The sequence below is a fragment of the Anaerobacillus alkaliphilus genome, assembly GCF_004116265.1.
Classification (GTDB): Bacteria; Bacillota; Bacilli; order Bacillales; family Anaerobacillaceae; genus Anaerobacillus; species Anaerobacillus alkaliphilus.
In genome coordinates this window covers 144,286-158,680 of the sequence record NZ_QOUX01000032.1, presented here as the reverse complement: position 1 = coordinate 158,680, position 14,395 = coordinate 144,286, and the positions used below count along the sequence as shown (strand labels likewise).

The window sequence follows — 14,395 nt, the reverse complement described above, 5'->3', positions numbered from 1 at the left end:
TTACCCATTTTAATTATGTAAGTTAGGGACTTATAATATCCCTCATAGACATATTATGTCCCATAAGGGTGAAAAAATTAGAAAAACTAATTCCCTTTAATTTTTCATAGGGTAGTTTTCCGAAAAAATTAAATAAATCCTTATTACAGTGTTAGTGTAACAAGGTTTTGTTTTCATAGCAAGCCTAATATTAGCAAAATTTAGATTGTCACAATTGGAAACGTATACATTAATTATGAATTGTCAATTTTGAATTGTCAATTGTGAATTGATAACACTGGGGGCGAATGTAGAATGTAGAAGAGTTGAGGCAAAAGCTTACGCTTTTGCCTCAACTCTTCTTTTCTAGAAAGTCTCTTATTTTTGCTTCTGAGAGAATGCCGTAATCCACTTCTTCCCCAGCGATCTCAACGACTGGGATCATGATTTGGTATTTCATTAGCAGGTCATCATCCTTATATATATCAACGACTTCAATAGTCAGAGGAAAATCTTTATTGATCTGTTCTAAAACTAGAAGACCTTTGTCACATAAGGAGCAGTTTTCTTTAGAATAATACGTAACTTTCATAAAACCTCCGAGTACTAATTGTCAATTATGAATTATGAATTGAGAATTGGTTCAGTCACGCTTCGAAGCAAAGCCCCCAATAATTCATAATTCATAATTCATAATTCATAATTCATAATTCATAATTCATAATTTCTTTTAAAAGCGTTTCCGCTTAGATGATGAAGGAATATTTAGTTCCTCTCGATACTTTGTAACCGTTCGACGTGACACTTCTATTGAGTTTTCTTTTTCTAAGATGTCGACGATCTTTTGATCAGATAGGGGTTTTTGCTTATTTTCTTGATCAACAACTTTTTTTATGAATTCTTTTACGCTTAATGAAGAGGTTCCGTTTCCGTCGTCCGTTTTCAGACTAGAACTAAAGAAATATTTTAATTCAAACAAGCCTCTTGGCGTTTGTACGTATTTTTGGGTGGTAACTCGACTTACCGTTGATTCATGTACATCAATCTCAGCAGCAATCTCTTTTAACGTTAAAGGTTTTAAGTGTTCATACCCAAATTTAAAGAAGGCTTCTTGATGCCTGGCAATAGCGTCGGTAACCTTTAGTAACGTTTGTTGACGTTGATCAAGGCTTTTTACTAACCATAAAATTTGTTGATATTTCTGTTGAACATATTTTGCTGAAGTTTCATCAGAAGCTTTATCCAACAACTCTCTGTAATCCCGACTAACAGTAACATTAGGTAATAGACGATCATTAATTGTTATACGGAACTCACCATCTACGAGCTCGATAAATACATCTGGGCTAATATATGTTGATGGTTCATGATTATAGATCGCTCCTGGCCTTGGTTGAAGTGTTTGAATTAAATCAGCAACGCTCTGAACATCCTCTAACGTAATTGATAAAGCCTTGGCGATTTCTTTCCACTTTTTATTTGCAAACATGTCTAAGTAATGTTCAACGATCTGTTCAGCAGTCTCATTTCTCCGCTCAAGCTTTCTTAATTGAAGTAGAAGACACTCTTGAAGATTTCGTGCAGCAACACCTGCCGGTTCTAGTGATTGCAGAACTTGCAGGTCGAACAGCGCTTTTTCTTTTGAGATAACAAAGCGACTCGCTACTTCTTCTAAGTCTCCAGTAAAATATCCGTTTTCATCTAACGAGTAAATTAGGTATGTAATTACTCGTTTTTCTGATTTCGAGAGTGGCATAAAGCGAATTTGGTTAAATAAATAGTTTTGCAGGCTAGCTTCATTTTTACTTAGATAGTCTAGCGGTGACGTTTGCTCACCCTCGTAGACTTTCCAATCAGCTGCATTTTCATAATCAACTTCAGATTTCTTTACCAGTTTATCGTCATTTCTTTTTTCCTTCACTTCAAGAAGAGGGTTTTCTAATTGTTGTTCTTCAATAAAGGACAATAATTCCTGAGTTGAATATTGTAGAATGGAAATTGCTTGACGCAATTCATTCGTCATGACAAGCTTCATGGACTGTTGTTGATACAAACCAAAATCCATATTCATCAACCATACCTCCTCCTAAACTCTATCATACTATGTTTATAGTTTTGAGTGAAGCGATTTATACCAATAATGTAAACGATTACATTTTTATCTATAGTATTCGATGTGATCTCGTCTTAATGCAGATGTTAGAGCATTTTTCCTAAAAAGGGCTTGGTCAATATTTCTTAGACAAAAATATAAGTAGCCCCTTAAGAAAAGGGGCTACTATATGCAGGTAAAACATGGACGTGTTTTACTTCTTTATTCTCTCATATCTCTAGTAATTCATCTATGTTGTTTTCATGGTATTAATGGTAACTTTTAACGATTAATTTCTCAATAATTTAGTTGCATGGAAGGAAGCTTTATCATATCTCTTTTGTTTTTCAATTGGGTCAACTATTGCCCCATAAATCGCAAGATGACGCTTCATAAAGAAGCCATGCCATTTACGCCTAAGATATCCTTTAATTGTTCCCATTTGAAAACCCTCCAATTTCATTTTCGACAAATATCTACAAAAATCCACTTTTTCTATTATAACTCTAGATGTCAACCATGAATTGAGTCCAAGTTTCTATTTTTGATCGGGACTTTTGTTCTAAAAAAATTTCAGGAACGAAATTTAGTCGGTTTTAAATTGTATAGTTTCGGTTAAGATGAATATGTATTAAAGGAATGAAGGAAAGTTTGAAGCAGGAATTATGAAAAAGTCAGCGAATTATTACACAGGCAGTGTATATCGTTTGACCTTCACTGACCTTTAGATTATGATATACATAAACTTAGTATTATTAGAGGATTTAACAAATTAAGGAGGCTTTTATTATGAATTTAATCCCTACAGTTATTGAACAAACAAACCGCGGTGAACGTGCGTATGACATTTATTCTCGACTTTTAAAAGACCGCATCATCATGTTAGGAAGCGCAATTGATGACAATGTAGCTAACTCAATTGTTGCCCAGTTACTATTCTTAGCTGCAGAAGATCCAGAGAAAGATATTTCTCTATATATCAACAGCCCGGGTGGATCTATTACTGCTGGTATGGCTATTTATGACACTATGCAATTTATCCAACCTAAAGTGTCAACAATTTGTATTGGAATGGCTGCTTCAATGGGTGCTTTCTTATTAGCTGCTGGTGAAAAAGGAAAACGTTATGCACTTCCAAACAGTGAAGTGATGATTCACCAACCACTTGGTGGAACTCAAGGTCAGGCTTCTGATATCGAAATTCACGCTAGAAGAATTCTAGAGATGCGTGCTAAGTTAAACGAAATTTTAGCTGAACGCACTGGTCAACCAATCGAAATCATTCAACGTGACACAGACCGTGACAACTTCATGACAGCAGAAAAATCAAAAGAATACGGCTTAATTGATGATGTACTAACTAAGAAAAAATAATTATGCAAAAAAGCTAGGTCAATGCGACCTAGCTTTTTCTAATTGTGAATTGTCAATTGGTTGAAAGAAGAGCTTCGAAGCCTTCCCCAAGCTAATTCACAATTCCTAATTGACAATTGACAATTGTCTGATCCTACTCTTCTTTTTGTACAAATGCTACTAATGCATTAATTGCTTCGGCTTCATCTTTACCGTCAACAATAATGGTAATTTCTTTACCAGATCCTACAGCTAAGCTCATAATACCCATGATGCTTTTGGCATTTACTTTTCTGCCTTCTTTTTCAATAAAAATATTTGAACTAAATCTGTTTGCTTCTTGTACGAATAACGCGGCAGGACGTGCTTGTAATCCTGACTTACGGTTAACTACGACAGCTTTTTCTACCATTTCTTTCTCCTCCTTTGTACAATTCATGTATTCAATGTAATTCTTTTAATTTTTTGGTTCCTAACTACATTACGTTTAAAACTTATATTCGGCTTCACCATTTCGTAATTTGTTTGCAAACTCATCAATTTTTCTCAACCGATGATTTACTCCCGACTTACTTACCTTACCTGTGGAAACCATTTCACCTAACTCCTTGAGGGTTACATCTTGATGATTTACTCTAAGTTCAGCAATTTCTCTTAGCTTTTCTGGTAAGATGTTTAATCCCACCTCGCGTTGTATGAAGCGAATGTTTTCCACTTGTCGCATGGCAGCACCGACTGTTTTGTTTAAGTTAGCGGTTTCACAATTAACAAGTCGATTTACCGAATTTCTCATGTCTTTCATAATTCGAACATCTTCGAAGAACAATAAGGCTTGGTGCGCTCCGATGATATTTAAAAACTCAGTAATTTTCTCGCCTTCCTTAATGTAGATAATGAAACCTTTTTTTCTTTCTAATACTTTTGCATTTAGGTCATAGGAATTTGCTAACTCAAAAAGAGAAGTATTGTGTTCCTCATAAAGTGAGAAGACTTCGAGATGATAAGAAGATGTCTCAGGATGATTGACTGATCCTCCTGCAAGAAAGGCACCTCGTAAATAAGCTCTTTTGCAGCACCCATTCTTTTTTATATCATCTGATATTTCTCTAACAAATTGGAAGCCTTCCTTCATAATACCTAAATTCGCCAACAGTTTCTGCGCTTCCTGTGAAATTCTCACTAAATAGACATTATTTTTCTTTAGGCGCATCTTTTTTCGAACGAGCAACTCCACATGCACTGGGAATGTTTTCTTTATTAATGTATAAATTCTTCTAGCGATAGCAGCATTTTCAGTTGTAATATCTAAAACTAATTGTTTATTACTAAAAGATAAAGAACCATTCATTCGTATGAGGGCAGCTAATTCCGCTTCGGCGCAGCAACCTTCTGCATCGATTTGTGTTAATTCTTTTTTTGTCATCGCAGCGAAAGAAGACAAGGCTAGACCCCCTTTTAAATTGTCAATTATGAATTATGAATTGTGAATTGAATGGATTGAAGGTTTGCTTCGAAGCCTTTCTTACAATAATTCATAATTCATAATTCGAAATTCATAATTAAAGTAATGATAATAACAATTGTGAAAGTTTAATTGCGTCGTGACGCAAAAGATTGTCACGGTATATTAAGAGGCGATCGGCAACAATTTGATACGAGAGTTTTTGTAGCTCTACTTTATCATATTTGACGTCTTTAGCGCCTTCTTTTGCATAAAGCTCTAAATATTGTTTATCTATTTCTTGATTATTAACAATAATTGTCTCAATAATTCCTGTGCCTACATGTGAGACTAACGCTTGCACATGATCGCTTGCTGTATAGTTATCTGTTTCACCAGGCTGTGTCATTACGTTACATATATAAACCTTTTTCGCTGAAGCCTTTTTTACTGCTTCAGCAATCCCAGGCACGAGTAAGTTTGGTAAAACACTCGTATAAAGACTTCCAGGGCCAATAACGATTAAGTCTGCTTTTCTTATTGCTGTTAAGGTCTCGGCTAGTGGTTGAACGTTTTCAGGTGTCAAAAATACTCGCTTTATTTTTTTCCCAATTTTAGGGATGGTAGATTCACCAACAACTATACTTCCGTCGATCATTTCAGCCTTTAAGACAATGCTTTGATTTGCTGCAGGAAGAACTTTTCCACGAACATTTAATACTTTGCTGAGTTCATGAACTCCCTTTGCAAAATCACCTGTAATCGATGTCATACCAGCTAATAATAAGTTACCCAACGAATGGCCTTGTAAGCCATGACCGTTTTGGAAACGGTGTTGAAATAATTCTTCGACCAAGGGTTCCACCTCTGAAAGGGCAACTAGAACGTTTCGGACATCTCCAGGAGGAGGTATGTCAAATTCTTCACGAAGACGTCCTGAGCTACCGCCATCATCGGCGACAGTGACTATGGCAGTGATATCTACAGGGAACGTTTTTAACCCCCGTAAAATGGCTGATAAACCTGTTCCACCACCAATAACTACGATATTCGCTTTTTTCACCTAATTTCCCTTCCCTTTATGAACATCTCGGTGTGTAATAAACGTTTTATAATCGGTTGAATACTTTTTCCCAAAATACTCAGCAAGAGTGACTGAACGATGTTTACCACCCGTACACCCAATCGCAATCACAACTTGACTTTTCCCTTCACGTTTATAGTGAGGTAAGATATACGTCAATAAGTCATCAAGTTTCTCAATAAATTGCTGTGTTTCCGTCCATTTTAAAACATAAGAAGAAACTTCTTCTTCCAAGCCTGTCTTTGGTCTCATATGATCAATATAATGAGGATTTGGTAAGAAACGAACATCAAATACTAAATCAGCGTCTATTGGCATTCCGTATTTAAAGCCAAATGACATCACATTTACTGAGAACGAATGCTGCTCAGCAGCAGAAAAACGCTCGATAATTTTTTCGCGTAGCTGAACTGGTTTTAAATCCGTTGTATCTATAATTTGTTGTGCTTGACCTTTAAGTTCTTCAAGCATTTCTCTCTCTAGTTGAATCCCCTCTAATGGGAGACCCTTTGGTGCTAATGGATGTGAACGGCGAGTCTCTTTATAACGTTGTACAAGCTTACTATCTTTTGCATCTAAAAAGATGATTTGTGGTTTAACTTCAGTCACTGTTCCTAAATAATCGATTGATTGAAAAAGTTGATCAAAGAACTCACGACCACGAAGGTCAATAACTAATGCTACTTTATTCATTTCCCCTGAGCTTTCAATAAGCTCAATAAATTTAGGAATTAACGCGGGTGGCAGATTATCAACACAGAAGAAGCCTAAATCCTCGAAACTTTGTACCGCAACCGTTTTTCCCGCACCTGACATTCCTGTAATAATGACTACTTGTATATCTCGTTTTGCTGACATAAGTGCTTCTCCCTTTCTTTATATGATTTTAAGGCTATGTTTGTTCAACAATTACGTAATTGTAAAGTAATCTCACAACATTTATTTCGCTGGGTCTAATTCATAGGATAATAACTCAAAATCTTTTGTATAATAAAATGTACCGTAAATGACGTCGTCTGAATACAAAATATGTTCAAAGATAAACACATCGCCTGGGGCCATCGGTAGCTTTTTCACATTTTCTATCTCTTGCCACTCTAAGTGACCTTCTGGTGACTCATCTAAAATGTCTCCCGTAACCTTTGTCGAACGGAAGGTAAACATCATCCACTCATCAAGAATGGTCTCTTTATCTTTAATAACAATCGTAAAAACCCCTTTAATCTCAGGGGCATGAATGTCTAAGCCGGTTTCTTCACGAAATTCCCTTGTGACAGCTTCTTTGATGGACTCTCCGCTTTCCATTTTTCCACCTGGTGCTACCCACCAACCTCTTGAAGGCTTTTGTAACAATAATACTTTCTGATCAATCTTGACGACACAATTCGTAACTCTTTGCAAAGTTCCCACCTCTGTACTAGTCATTTCAAAAATTGAGAGAAACACAGTTAATTTTATAGCTTAACATACTCTTTTTCTTTTATATAGTATACTATATTTTTCAGATCGTAACATTCCTAAAAAATGTAAGTCTTTATGTATGTGAAATGTTTCCTATAATATTATTACACAATATTTTTTTGCAGTAAAATAATTTCTGAAAATTCAAGTTCCTTTTAGACAAAAAAAGAGCACGAACAGCGTTCATTCGTGCGACAAGAAAGTATATAAAAAAGGGGGTCAATTACTTACTCATATCATAACCTTATTATATTTCAAAACTGTTACAACTGAATTAAAAGCGGGTAACTTTTTGTTAAGATAGTGTAATTTGCGTTTTATACCTTGTCTAATTATTTACAAATCGTCCTTGCTATCAGGGGTAAACAGTTTTAAAAGGACACCTAGAACAGGTGCCCTAAACCTTTACTTCTTAAGTTCTTCCATTAGTTCTTCCACATAATGTTGAGCCGCTTGAGCAGCAATACTACCATCACCTGTAGCAGTTACAATTTGACGCAATGTTTTTTCACGAATATCACCAGCCGCAAAAATTCCTGGAACTCTCGTTTCCATTTGGTCATTTGTTTCCACATAACCGTTTGCATTGATAATCCCTAAATTTTTAATGGCATCATTTAACGGTTCCATTCCGATGTAAATAAACACGCCGTCTGTTTTAAATTCTTGTTCAGTGCCATCATTGTTTTTGATCGTGACACTGCCGACTTTGCGATTATCTTCATTAATAGAAGTAACAACAGAGTTCCAGATGAAATTAATTTTTTCATTGGCAAATGCGCGATCTTGAAGGATTTTTTGCGCTCGAAGCTCGTCACGACGGTGAACAATTGTAACTTTCGTTGCAAAGCGCGTTAGGTAGACCGCTTCTTCAACAGCTGAATCTCCCCCACCTACAACAACTAGCTCTTTCCCTCTGAAAAACGCTCCGTCACAAACTGCACAATAAGAAACGCCACGTCCGCCTAATTCATTTTCACCTGGAACACCAAGCTTTTTATATTTAGCACCTGTTGCAACAATGATAGCTCGACCTTTAAATTCCTTACTACCTGTTACAACTGTTTTATATTCTTTTCCGTCTTTAATTTCTTTGATATCCCCATATGCGTATTCGGCACCAAACTTTTTCGCATGATCAAACATTTTTGTTGATAGATCAGGACCTAAAATGCTTTCATAGCCAGGGTAATTTTCCACGTCTTCTGTATTTGCCATTTGTCCCCCAGGCACACCACGTTCAAGCATTAACGTAGATAGATTTCCTCGAGATGTATAAACAGCTGCTGTCATCCCTGCTGGACCAGCACCCGCTATGATGACGTCATAAATTTTTTCTTCACTCATTCCATTCAACTCCCTAGTGGCATTGATATTTCTATATAAAGTAGACTGTAATATCTCTAACAATTACTATCCTAATAAATCCGGCAAAATAAGTCCAATATACTGCTCAAGATAAATATGTAGACAATAAAAATGCAAAGTAACATTGTTTACGTAGTTACTTTGCAGGCAAGGTTACCATATTTAATTTTCACAACAAGGAATGTATTTATTCTACCACTCATTCTGAACGGAATAATTGTAAGATGGTGTTATCCTATTACCTTCTTTTAGTATATCAAGATTTGCGATTGCAGAGTCATTGCCGTGTGTCGCTAACTTTTCCCAAAGTGTAATAGCTTTCTTTGTTCTGCCTGTATAATAGGCCGCTACGCCCAGCTGATAAATAAACTTGGTTGAATCGCCGAAGCCTTTACGAGTAAGGCGTTCTAAACCTTTATAAGCCAACTCATGTTCAGCTATTTTTCCAAAGGCTATCGCTATACTATAGTCATGGTCTAAGTCCAAGCTCCATACATTTGCTAATGACTGAGCGATTTCTTTGGCTTTCTTTTGTTCACCTGTCTCAAAAAGGTAGGTCATCAAATGACATCTTGCCAAAAGATTGTCTTCCTTTTCCAATACTGATCTAAGGAGTTCAATAGCCTTTTTAGCTTTGCCACTTAAATAAGTAGCTTCTGCTAAGCGAATGTGGGCCATCCAGTAATCAGGTCTCTCTATTAACAGTTCTGAGAAGAATTCAATAGCTTTTTGGTAATTTCCCTTTTTCAACTCATGTGATGCTAGTTCATAACGAATTAAGAACGTCTCTGCTTCAGCAAAAAGATCATCCTCTTCTTCTTGGATCAGTTCGAGTAGGTCTTCAATATCCTCTAAAAATTCACCATCAGGGTCTTTCTCAATATATAAAAGTGCTTCTTTTCTCGCGTGTTCAAATAACCCAAGATTGGCGTAGTTATTTGCTAAAAAGAAGTAGCATTCAGGCATTTCGTCACCTAAATTATCATCTATGATTTTTTGTAAACTTTCATTCGAGCGATGAAACTCTCCTAAGTCAGCATGAACGATGGCTAACTGGCATTGAAACGCCGGTTCCTTAGGATCTAGTTTGACAGCACGCTCAAGATAACGTTGTGCTTTCATCATGTTTTTTTCACGATAAGCTTCTATTCCTTTGTTATAGAAATAGGCGCCATCTTGGAGATTAGAGATGACTAACCCCATTTGAGTTACTTTTTCCGTATGTTTACCCATTTCTACCTCCCATACTACAAATGGTTACTCGCGTAGTATATCACTTTTCTGTCTGTTTGTTAATGAGCAAGACGTTATTTTATTGTAATGTTTTTTGGGTGTTTGGGGCGAGTGTTACGTATATCAGGTACGTCATTTTGGCGATAAGCTAGCTTTGGAGTTTTTGTGGATACAGTAGAGGGTTTTTTCGTTAGTAGGCTGAGTTTTTAGTTATTAGAGGGAAGTTGGTTGGTTTTATTGATATTTTGACTGATTTTTACATTTGTTAGGAGGATGGTGGTTAATTCTCTCGGTATTTTGACTAACTTTTCTAGTTGTTAGGAGAAGCGCGTTAAATTCTCTTGTTATTTTGACTGACTTTACCAATTTTTAGGAGGATTCTGTTTAATTCTCTCAGTATTTCGACTAACTTTTCCAGTTGTTAGGAGAATTGTGTTTAATCCTATCGTTATTTTGACTAACTTTACCAGTTTTTAGGAGAAATACGTTTAATCCTCTCGTTATCTCGACTAACTTTTCCAGTTGTTAGGATATTTCTGTTTAATCATCTTGTTATTCTGACTAACTTTACCAGATGTTAGGAGGATCGCGTTTAATTCTCTTGTTATTTTGACTAACTTTACCAGATGTTAGGAGGATTGCGTCTAATTCTCTTGTTATTTTGACTAACTTTACCAGATGTTAGGATATTTCTGTTTAATCATCTTGTTATTTTGACTAACTTTTCCAGTTGTTAGGAGGATCGCGTTTAATTCTCTTGTTATTTTGACTAATTTTACCAGATGTTAGGAGGATCACGTCTAATTCTCTTGTTATTTTGACTAACTTTACCAGTTTTTAGGAGAATTGCGTTTAATTCTCTCGGTATTTTGACTAACTTTACCAGATGTTAGGAGGATCGCGTTTAATTCTCTCATCATTAACCCTCATCTCCATGGAAATTCCTCTTCTACAAACGAAACAAACGCAAGGTCACTTCCTCCCTTGCGTTTGCCAGTTATTTTGCATGTCTTTCTTTCAATGTATCGAGAACTGTATCTAGTGAAAGATTTTGTTCTCGCATAACGACAAGGAGGTGGAATAATAAGTCGGCAATCTCCCAGCGTAATTCCTCTGGGTCACGATTTTTAGCTGCAATAATGACTTCGCCGGCCTCTTCACCGATCTTTTTCAACATCTTATCAATGCCTTTTTCAAATAAGTAGGTGGTATAAGATCCTTCAGGGCGCTCTGCCTCACGCTGGGCAATCGTTGCTTCAAGCAGGTTTAAGATTTCATAACGGTTATCCGTGTTTGCTACTTCTTCTTCTAAAAGAGAGTCACTAAAGCAGCTATACGAACCTGTGTGACAAGCAGGACCTGCCGGAACAACTAACACCACTAGGGCATCTTGGTCACAGTCAAAACGAATATCGACAACCTTTTGAGTATTGCCAGACGTTGCTCCTTTATGCCAAAGTTCTTGCCTTGAGCGACTATAAAACCAGGTTTCTTTCGTCTCAATCGTTTTTTGTAGTGATTCCTCGTTCATATAAGCGACAGTAAGTACTTCCTTACTGGTAGCATCCTGTACGACTGCTGGGATTAGTCCTTTTTCATCAAATTTGATGTTCATTAGCGAACTTCAACCCCTTTCTGTTTTAAAAAGGTTTTCACTTCTGCAACAGATGTTTCTTTGTAGTGAAAAATGGAAGCTGCAAGAGCTGCATCAGCCTTTGCATCCTGAAACACTGGTTCAAAATCTTCTTTCGAGCCAGCTCCACCAGAAGCAATTACAGGAACCGTAACAGCTTCACCAACTGCCTTTGTTAACGGTAGGTCAAAGCCTTTCTTTTCACCATCTTGATCCATGCTTGTTAACAGAATTTCTCCGGCACCACGGGCGACAGCTTCTTTTGCCCAAGAAATGACTTCCCACTCTGTTGCTTTACGACCGCCGTGCGTGTAGACTCGCCACGATCCTAACTCTTCGTCGTATTTCGCATCAATTGCTACAACAATGCACTGCGAACCAAAGAAGTCAGCTCCTTCTGTAATCAGTTCTGGTCGAAGCACCGCTGCTGTGTTAAGCGATACCTTGTCTGCTCCCGCTCGTAAAATTCGTTTCATATCCGCTAGCGAGTTGATCCCACCACCAACCGTGAACGGGATCGCTAACTGACCAGCCACTTGTTCAACAACATCGACCATCGTTTCTCGACCTTCGTGAGAAGCAGAAATATCTAAAAAGACAAGCTCGTCAGCACCTTGCTCATCGTAAAATTTAGCTAATTCTACTGGGTCACCAGCATCGCGTAAATTTACAAACTGTACTCCTTTTACTACTCGGCCTTCTTTTACGTCTAAACATGGAATAATCCGTTTAGCTAGCATTAACAGCACCTCGCTCTAGCGCTTCAGTTAAGGTAAACTGGTTCGTGTAAAGCGCCTTACCGATGATCGCCCCACCAATCCCGTCTTGCTCATATTGTTTTAGTTCTGTAAGGTCATTTAACTGACTAACGCCACCCGAGGCAATCACTTCTTTACCGGTTGCACGAGCTAAGGCTGCAATTGCTTCTGTGTTAGGGCCTGACAGCATGCCATCACGAGAGATATCTGTGAAAATAAATACCTCAGCACCATGACTAGCAAGCTCAATCCCCAGTGCTTCAGCTGTAACCTTTGACGTTTCTAACCAGCCTTCTGTCGCCACATAGCCATCTCTTGCGTCGATGCCAATCGCAATTTTTTCACCATATTGCTTTAGCATTGCTTTCACAAATTCAGGATCTTTGATCGCAGAGCTTCCTAAGATAACGCGGTCAACTCCGTTCTCTAAGTAAGCTGCCACATCCTCTGGTGTACGAATCCCGCCACCTACTTGGACTTTGACGTTTAACTCTTTTGCAATGGAGATTACGTGCTCATGATTGACACGGTGACCAGCTTTTGCCCCGTCTAAATCAACCGTATGAATCCATTCCGCTCCATCTTCCGCAAACCGTCGTGCCATATCTAATGGGGAATTTCCGTAAACTGTTTCTTGATCATAATCACCTTGAATGAGGCGAACACAATTGCCATCACGGATATCGATAGCAGGATAAATCGTAAATTTACTCATAGACTTTCGCCTCTCTTTCTTTTGAAACCAGTGTCGCAAAATTTTCTAATAGCTTCATACCGACAGCACTACTTTTTTCCGGGTGAAATTGTGCACCTAGGACATTATTTTTACCGACAACCGCCGGTACAACGACATCATATTGACTGCTCGCTAGTAAGTTACTTTCCTCCATTTCTTGAACAACGTAAGAATGAACAAAGTAAACATGACCTTGATCAACGTTCTCTAAAAGAGGGTGTTGTTGATGAAACTGAAGTCGATTCCAACCCATATGTGGAACTTTGTAACGTTCACCTGTATCCGTTTCCCCTTTAAAGCGGCGCACGTTACCTTTTAGGAGAGAGAGACCCGTTGTATCTCCGTTTTCTTCGCTATGCTCAAACAACAGTTGCATTCCTAAACAGATTCCTAAAAGTGGTTTACCCGACTCGGCCCAGTTGAGTAAAAATTGATCAAGTTTAGTGCTTCTGAGGATCTCCATTGCATCTTTAAAAGAACCAACTCCGGGTAGAATTAGACCATCCGCTTTCGCTAACTCTGCTGGATTTTCAGAGATAAAATATTGATAGTTTAGGCGCTCTAACGCTTTACTCACGCTATGTAGATTGCCCATTCCATAATCAACGATTCCGATCATTTATAACATCCCTTTCGTCGAAGGCACACCTTTAATCCTTGGATCGACAGTTGTTGCTTCATCTAACGCTCTAGCTAATGCTTTGAAGATTGCTTCTATGATGTGGTGAGTGTTTGTTCCATAGTGAACGATAACATGCAGGTTCATTCGTGACTCTAACGCAAATTTCCATAAAAATTCGTGTACTAACTCCGTATCAAACGTTCCTACCTTTTTACTAGGTAACTCAGCGCGAAACTCTAAGTGTGGACGGTTGCTTAAGTCAACAACAACCTGAGCGAGCGTTTCGTCCATCGGTACAAAGGCATTACCGTAACGTTTAATCCCCTTTTTGTCACCTAAAGCATCTTTTAAAGCAATCCCGAGACAAATACCAATATCCTCTGTTGTGTGGTGATCATCAATTTCCACATCACCATCGGCATCAACCGTTAAATCGAATACTCCGTGCTTTGTCCAAAGATCTAACATATGATTTAGGAACGGAACTGGCGTCTTAATATCCGCTTTCCCTTCCCCGTCTACTTGTAGTTGCAGCTTAATTTGCGTTTCATTCGTAATCCGTTCAATACTCGCAGTTCTACTCATGTTCATTCCTCCATCAATACATAATTAAACGTCCACCTCAGGCGGACTTT

The 14,395-nt window shown here is 37.8% G+C and carries 16 protein-coding genes; 1 reads left to right on the top strand and 15 read right to left on the bottom strand.

The genetic code is table 11. The features are described 5' to 3' along the window. Positions 1-331: 331 nt before the first annotated feature. The 3 genes from DS745_RS09645 to DS745_RS24570 form a co-directional block, all read right to left on the bottom strand. Positions 332-571 (bottom strand): glutaredoxin family protein, encoded by a 240-nt coding sequence (locus DS745_RS09645; protein WP_129078043.1) that lies wholly within the window; start codon positions 569-571, stop codon positions 332-334. 138 nt (positions 572-709) lie between these two features. After that, positions 710-2,050, bottom strand: coding sequence for an RNA polymerase factor sigma-54 (gene rpoN, locus DS745_RS09640; RefSeq protein WP_241657776.1), 1,341 nt, complete (start codon positions 2,048-2,050; stop codon positions 710-712). A 310-nt stretch (positions 2,051-2,360) separates the two neighbouring features. Next, a complete protein-coding gene (locus DS745_RS24570) occupies positions 2,361-2,513 on the bottom strand; it encodes a hypothetical protein (protein ID WP_161568224.1) in 153 nt (50 codons plus the stop codon). A 347-nt stretch (positions 2,514-2,860) separates the two neighbouring features. On the opposite strand from DS745_RS24570, the gene clpP reads away from it, so the two are divergent. Continuing rightward, positions 2,861-3,445, top strand: a complete 585-nt coding sequence (gene clpP, locus DS745_RS09635; RefSeq protein ID WP_129078042.1) for an ATP-dependent Clp endopeptidase proteolytic subunit ClpP — start codon at positions 2,861-2,863, stop codon at positions 3,443-3,445. Between the two features lie 133 nt (positions 3,446-3,578). Here clpP and DS745_RS09630 read toward each other — a convergent pair whose 3' ends face one another. The 12 genes from DS745_RS09630 to hisB all read right to left on the bottom strand — a co-directional run bounded on the left by DS745_RS09630 (position 3,579) and on the right by hisB (position 14,345). Then, positions 3,579-3,836, bottom strand: coding sequence for an HPr family phosphocarrier protein (locus tag DS745_RS09630; RefSeq protein ID WP_129078041.1), 258 nt, complete (start codon positions 3,834-3,836; stop codon positions 3,579-3,581). Between the two features lie 75 nt (positions 3,837-3,911). Then, positions 3,912-4,847 (bottom strand): DNA-binding protein WhiA, encoded by a 936-nt coding sequence (gene whiA, locus DS745_RS09625; protein ID WP_129078153.1) that lies wholly within the window; start codon positions 4,845-4,847, stop codon positions 3,912-3,914. A 136-nt stretch (positions 4,848-4,983) separates the two neighbouring features. After that, positions 4,984-5,928, bottom strand: a complete 945-nt coding sequence (locus DS745_RS09620; RefSeq protein WP_129078040.1) for a gluconeogenesis factor YvcK family protein — start codon at positions 5,926-5,928, stop codon at positions 4,984-4,986. Further along, the gene (rapZ, locus tag DS745_RS09615) at positions 5,929-6,807 is read right to left on the bottom strand and encodes an RNase adapter RapZ (protein WP_129078039.1); all 879 of its coding nucleotides are present in this window, start codon (positions 6,805-6,807) and stop codon (positions 5,929-5,931) included. Between the two features lie 81 nt (positions 6,808-6,888). Continuing rightward, entirely contained in the window at positions 6,889-7,350 is a 462-nt protein-coding gene (locus tag DS745_RS09610; RefSeq protein ID WP_129078038.1) for an 8-oxo-dGTP diphosphatase, read from the bottom strand. A 465-nt stretch (positions 7,351-7,815) separates the two neighbouring features. Then, complete coding sequence (gene trxB, locus DS745_RS09605) at positions 7,816-8,757, bottom strand: thioredoxin-disulfide reductase (protein WP_129078037.1); 942 nt, start codon at positions 8,755-8,757, stop codon at positions 7,816-7,818. A gap of 213 nt (positions 8,758-8,970) precedes the next feature. Continuing rightward, complete coding sequence (locus DS745_RS09600; protein ID WP_129078036.1) at positions 8,971-10,011, bottom strand: tetratricopeptide repeat protein; 1,041 nt, start codon at positions 10,009-10,011, stop codon at positions 8,971-8,973. Between the two features lie 997 nt (positions 10,012-11,008). Further along, positions 11,009-11,626, bottom strand: a complete 618-nt coding sequence (hisIE, locus tag DS745_RS09595; protein ID WP_129078035.1) for a bifunctional phosphoribosyl-AMP cyclohydrolase/phosphoribosyl-ATP diphosphatase HisIE — start codon at positions 11,624-11,626, stop codon at positions 11,009-11,011. After that, the gene (hisF, locus tag DS745_RS09590; protein WP_129078034.1) at positions 11,626-12,384 is read right to left on the bottom strand and encodes an imidazole glycerol phosphate synthase subunit HisF; all 759 of its coding nucleotides are present in this window, start codon (positions 12,382-12,384) and stop codon (positions 11,626-11,628) included. Before hisF ends, hisIE begins: the two co-directional genes overlap by 1 nt. Beyond that, entirely contained in the window at positions 12,374-13,117 is a 744-nt protein-coding gene (gene hisA, locus DS745_RS09585) for a 1-(5-phosphoribosyl)-5-[(5-phosphoribosylamino)methylideneamino]imidazole-4-carboxamide isomerase (protein WP_129078033.1), read from the bottom strand. Before hisA ends, hisF begins: the two co-directional genes overlap by 11 nt. Then, entirely contained in the window at positions 13,110-13,757 is a 648-nt protein-coding gene (hisH, locus tag DS745_RS09580) for an imidazole glycerol phosphate synthase subunit HisH (RefSeq protein ID WP_129078032.1), read from the bottom strand. The genes hisA and hisH overlap by 8 nt, the downstream gene beginning before the upstream one ends. Then, positions 13,758-14,345, bottom strand: coding sequence for an imidazoleglycerol-phosphate dehydratase HisB (gene hisB / locus DS745_RS09575; protein WP_129078031.1), 588 nt, complete (start codon positions 14,343-14,345; stop codon positions 13,758-13,760). Between the last annotated feature and the right edge of the window lie 50 nt (positions 14,346-14,395).

What these genes read in the sequence shown, in the direction of transcription:
- DS745_RS09645 (WP_129078043.1), bottom strand. Translation starts at nt 571, where the DNA reads ATGAAAGTTACGTATTATTCTAAAGAAAACTGCTCCTTATGTGACAAA.
- hisIE (WP_129078035.1), bottom strand. Translation starts at nt 11,626, where the DNA reads ATGAACATCAAATTTGATGAAAAAGGACTAATCCCAGCAGTCGTACAG.
- rpoN (WP_241657776.1), bottom strand. Translation starts at nt 2,050, where the DNA reads ATGAATATGGATTTTGGTTTGTATCAACAACAGTCCATGAAGCTTGTC.
- DS745_RS24570 (WP_161568224.1), bottom strand. Translation starts at nt 2,513, where the DNA reads ATGGGAACAATTAAAGGATATCTTAGGCGTAAATGGCATGGCTTCTTT.
- hisB (WP_129078031.1), bottom strand. Translation starts at nt 14,345, where the DNA reads ATGAGTAGAACTGCGAGTATTGAACGGATTACGAATGAAACGCAAATT.
- trxB (WP_129078037.1), bottom strand. Translation starts at nt 8,757, where the DNA reads ATGAGTGAAGAAAAAATTTATGACGTCATCATAGCGGGTGCTGGTCCA.
- rapZ (WP_129078039.1), bottom strand. Translation starts at nt 6,807, where the DNA reads ATGTCAGCAAAACGAGATATACAAGTAGTCATTATTACAGGAATGTCA.
- clpP (WP_129078042.1), top strand. Translation starts at nt 2,861, where the DNA reads ATGAATTTAATCCCTACAGTTATTGAACAAACAAACCGCGGTGAACGT.
- DS745_RS09630 (WP_129078041.1), bottom strand. Translation starts at nt 3,836, where the DNA reads ATGGTAGAAAAAGCTGTCGTAGTTAACCGTAAGTCAGGATTACAAGCA.
- whiA (WP_129078153.1), bottom strand. Translation starts at nt 4,847, where the DNA reads ATGACAAAAAAAGAATTAACACAAATCGATGCAGAAGGTTGCTGCGCC.
- hisF (WP_129078034.1), bottom strand. Translation starts at nt 12,384, where the DNA reads ATGCTAGCTAAACGGATTATTCCATGTTTAGACGTAAAAGAAGGCCGA.
- hisA (WP_129078033.1), bottom strand. Translation starts at nt 13,117, where the DNA reads ATGAGTAAATTTACGATTTATCCTGCTATCGATATCCGTGATGGCAAT.
- DS745_RS09600 (WP_129078036.1), bottom strand. Translation starts at nt 10,011, where the DNA reads ATGGGTAAACATACGGAAAAAGTAACTCAAATGGGGTTAGTCATCTCT.
- hisH (WP_129078032.1), bottom strand. Translation starts at nt 13,757, where the DNA reads ATGATCGGAATCGTTGATTATGGAATGGGCAATCTACATAGCGTGAGT.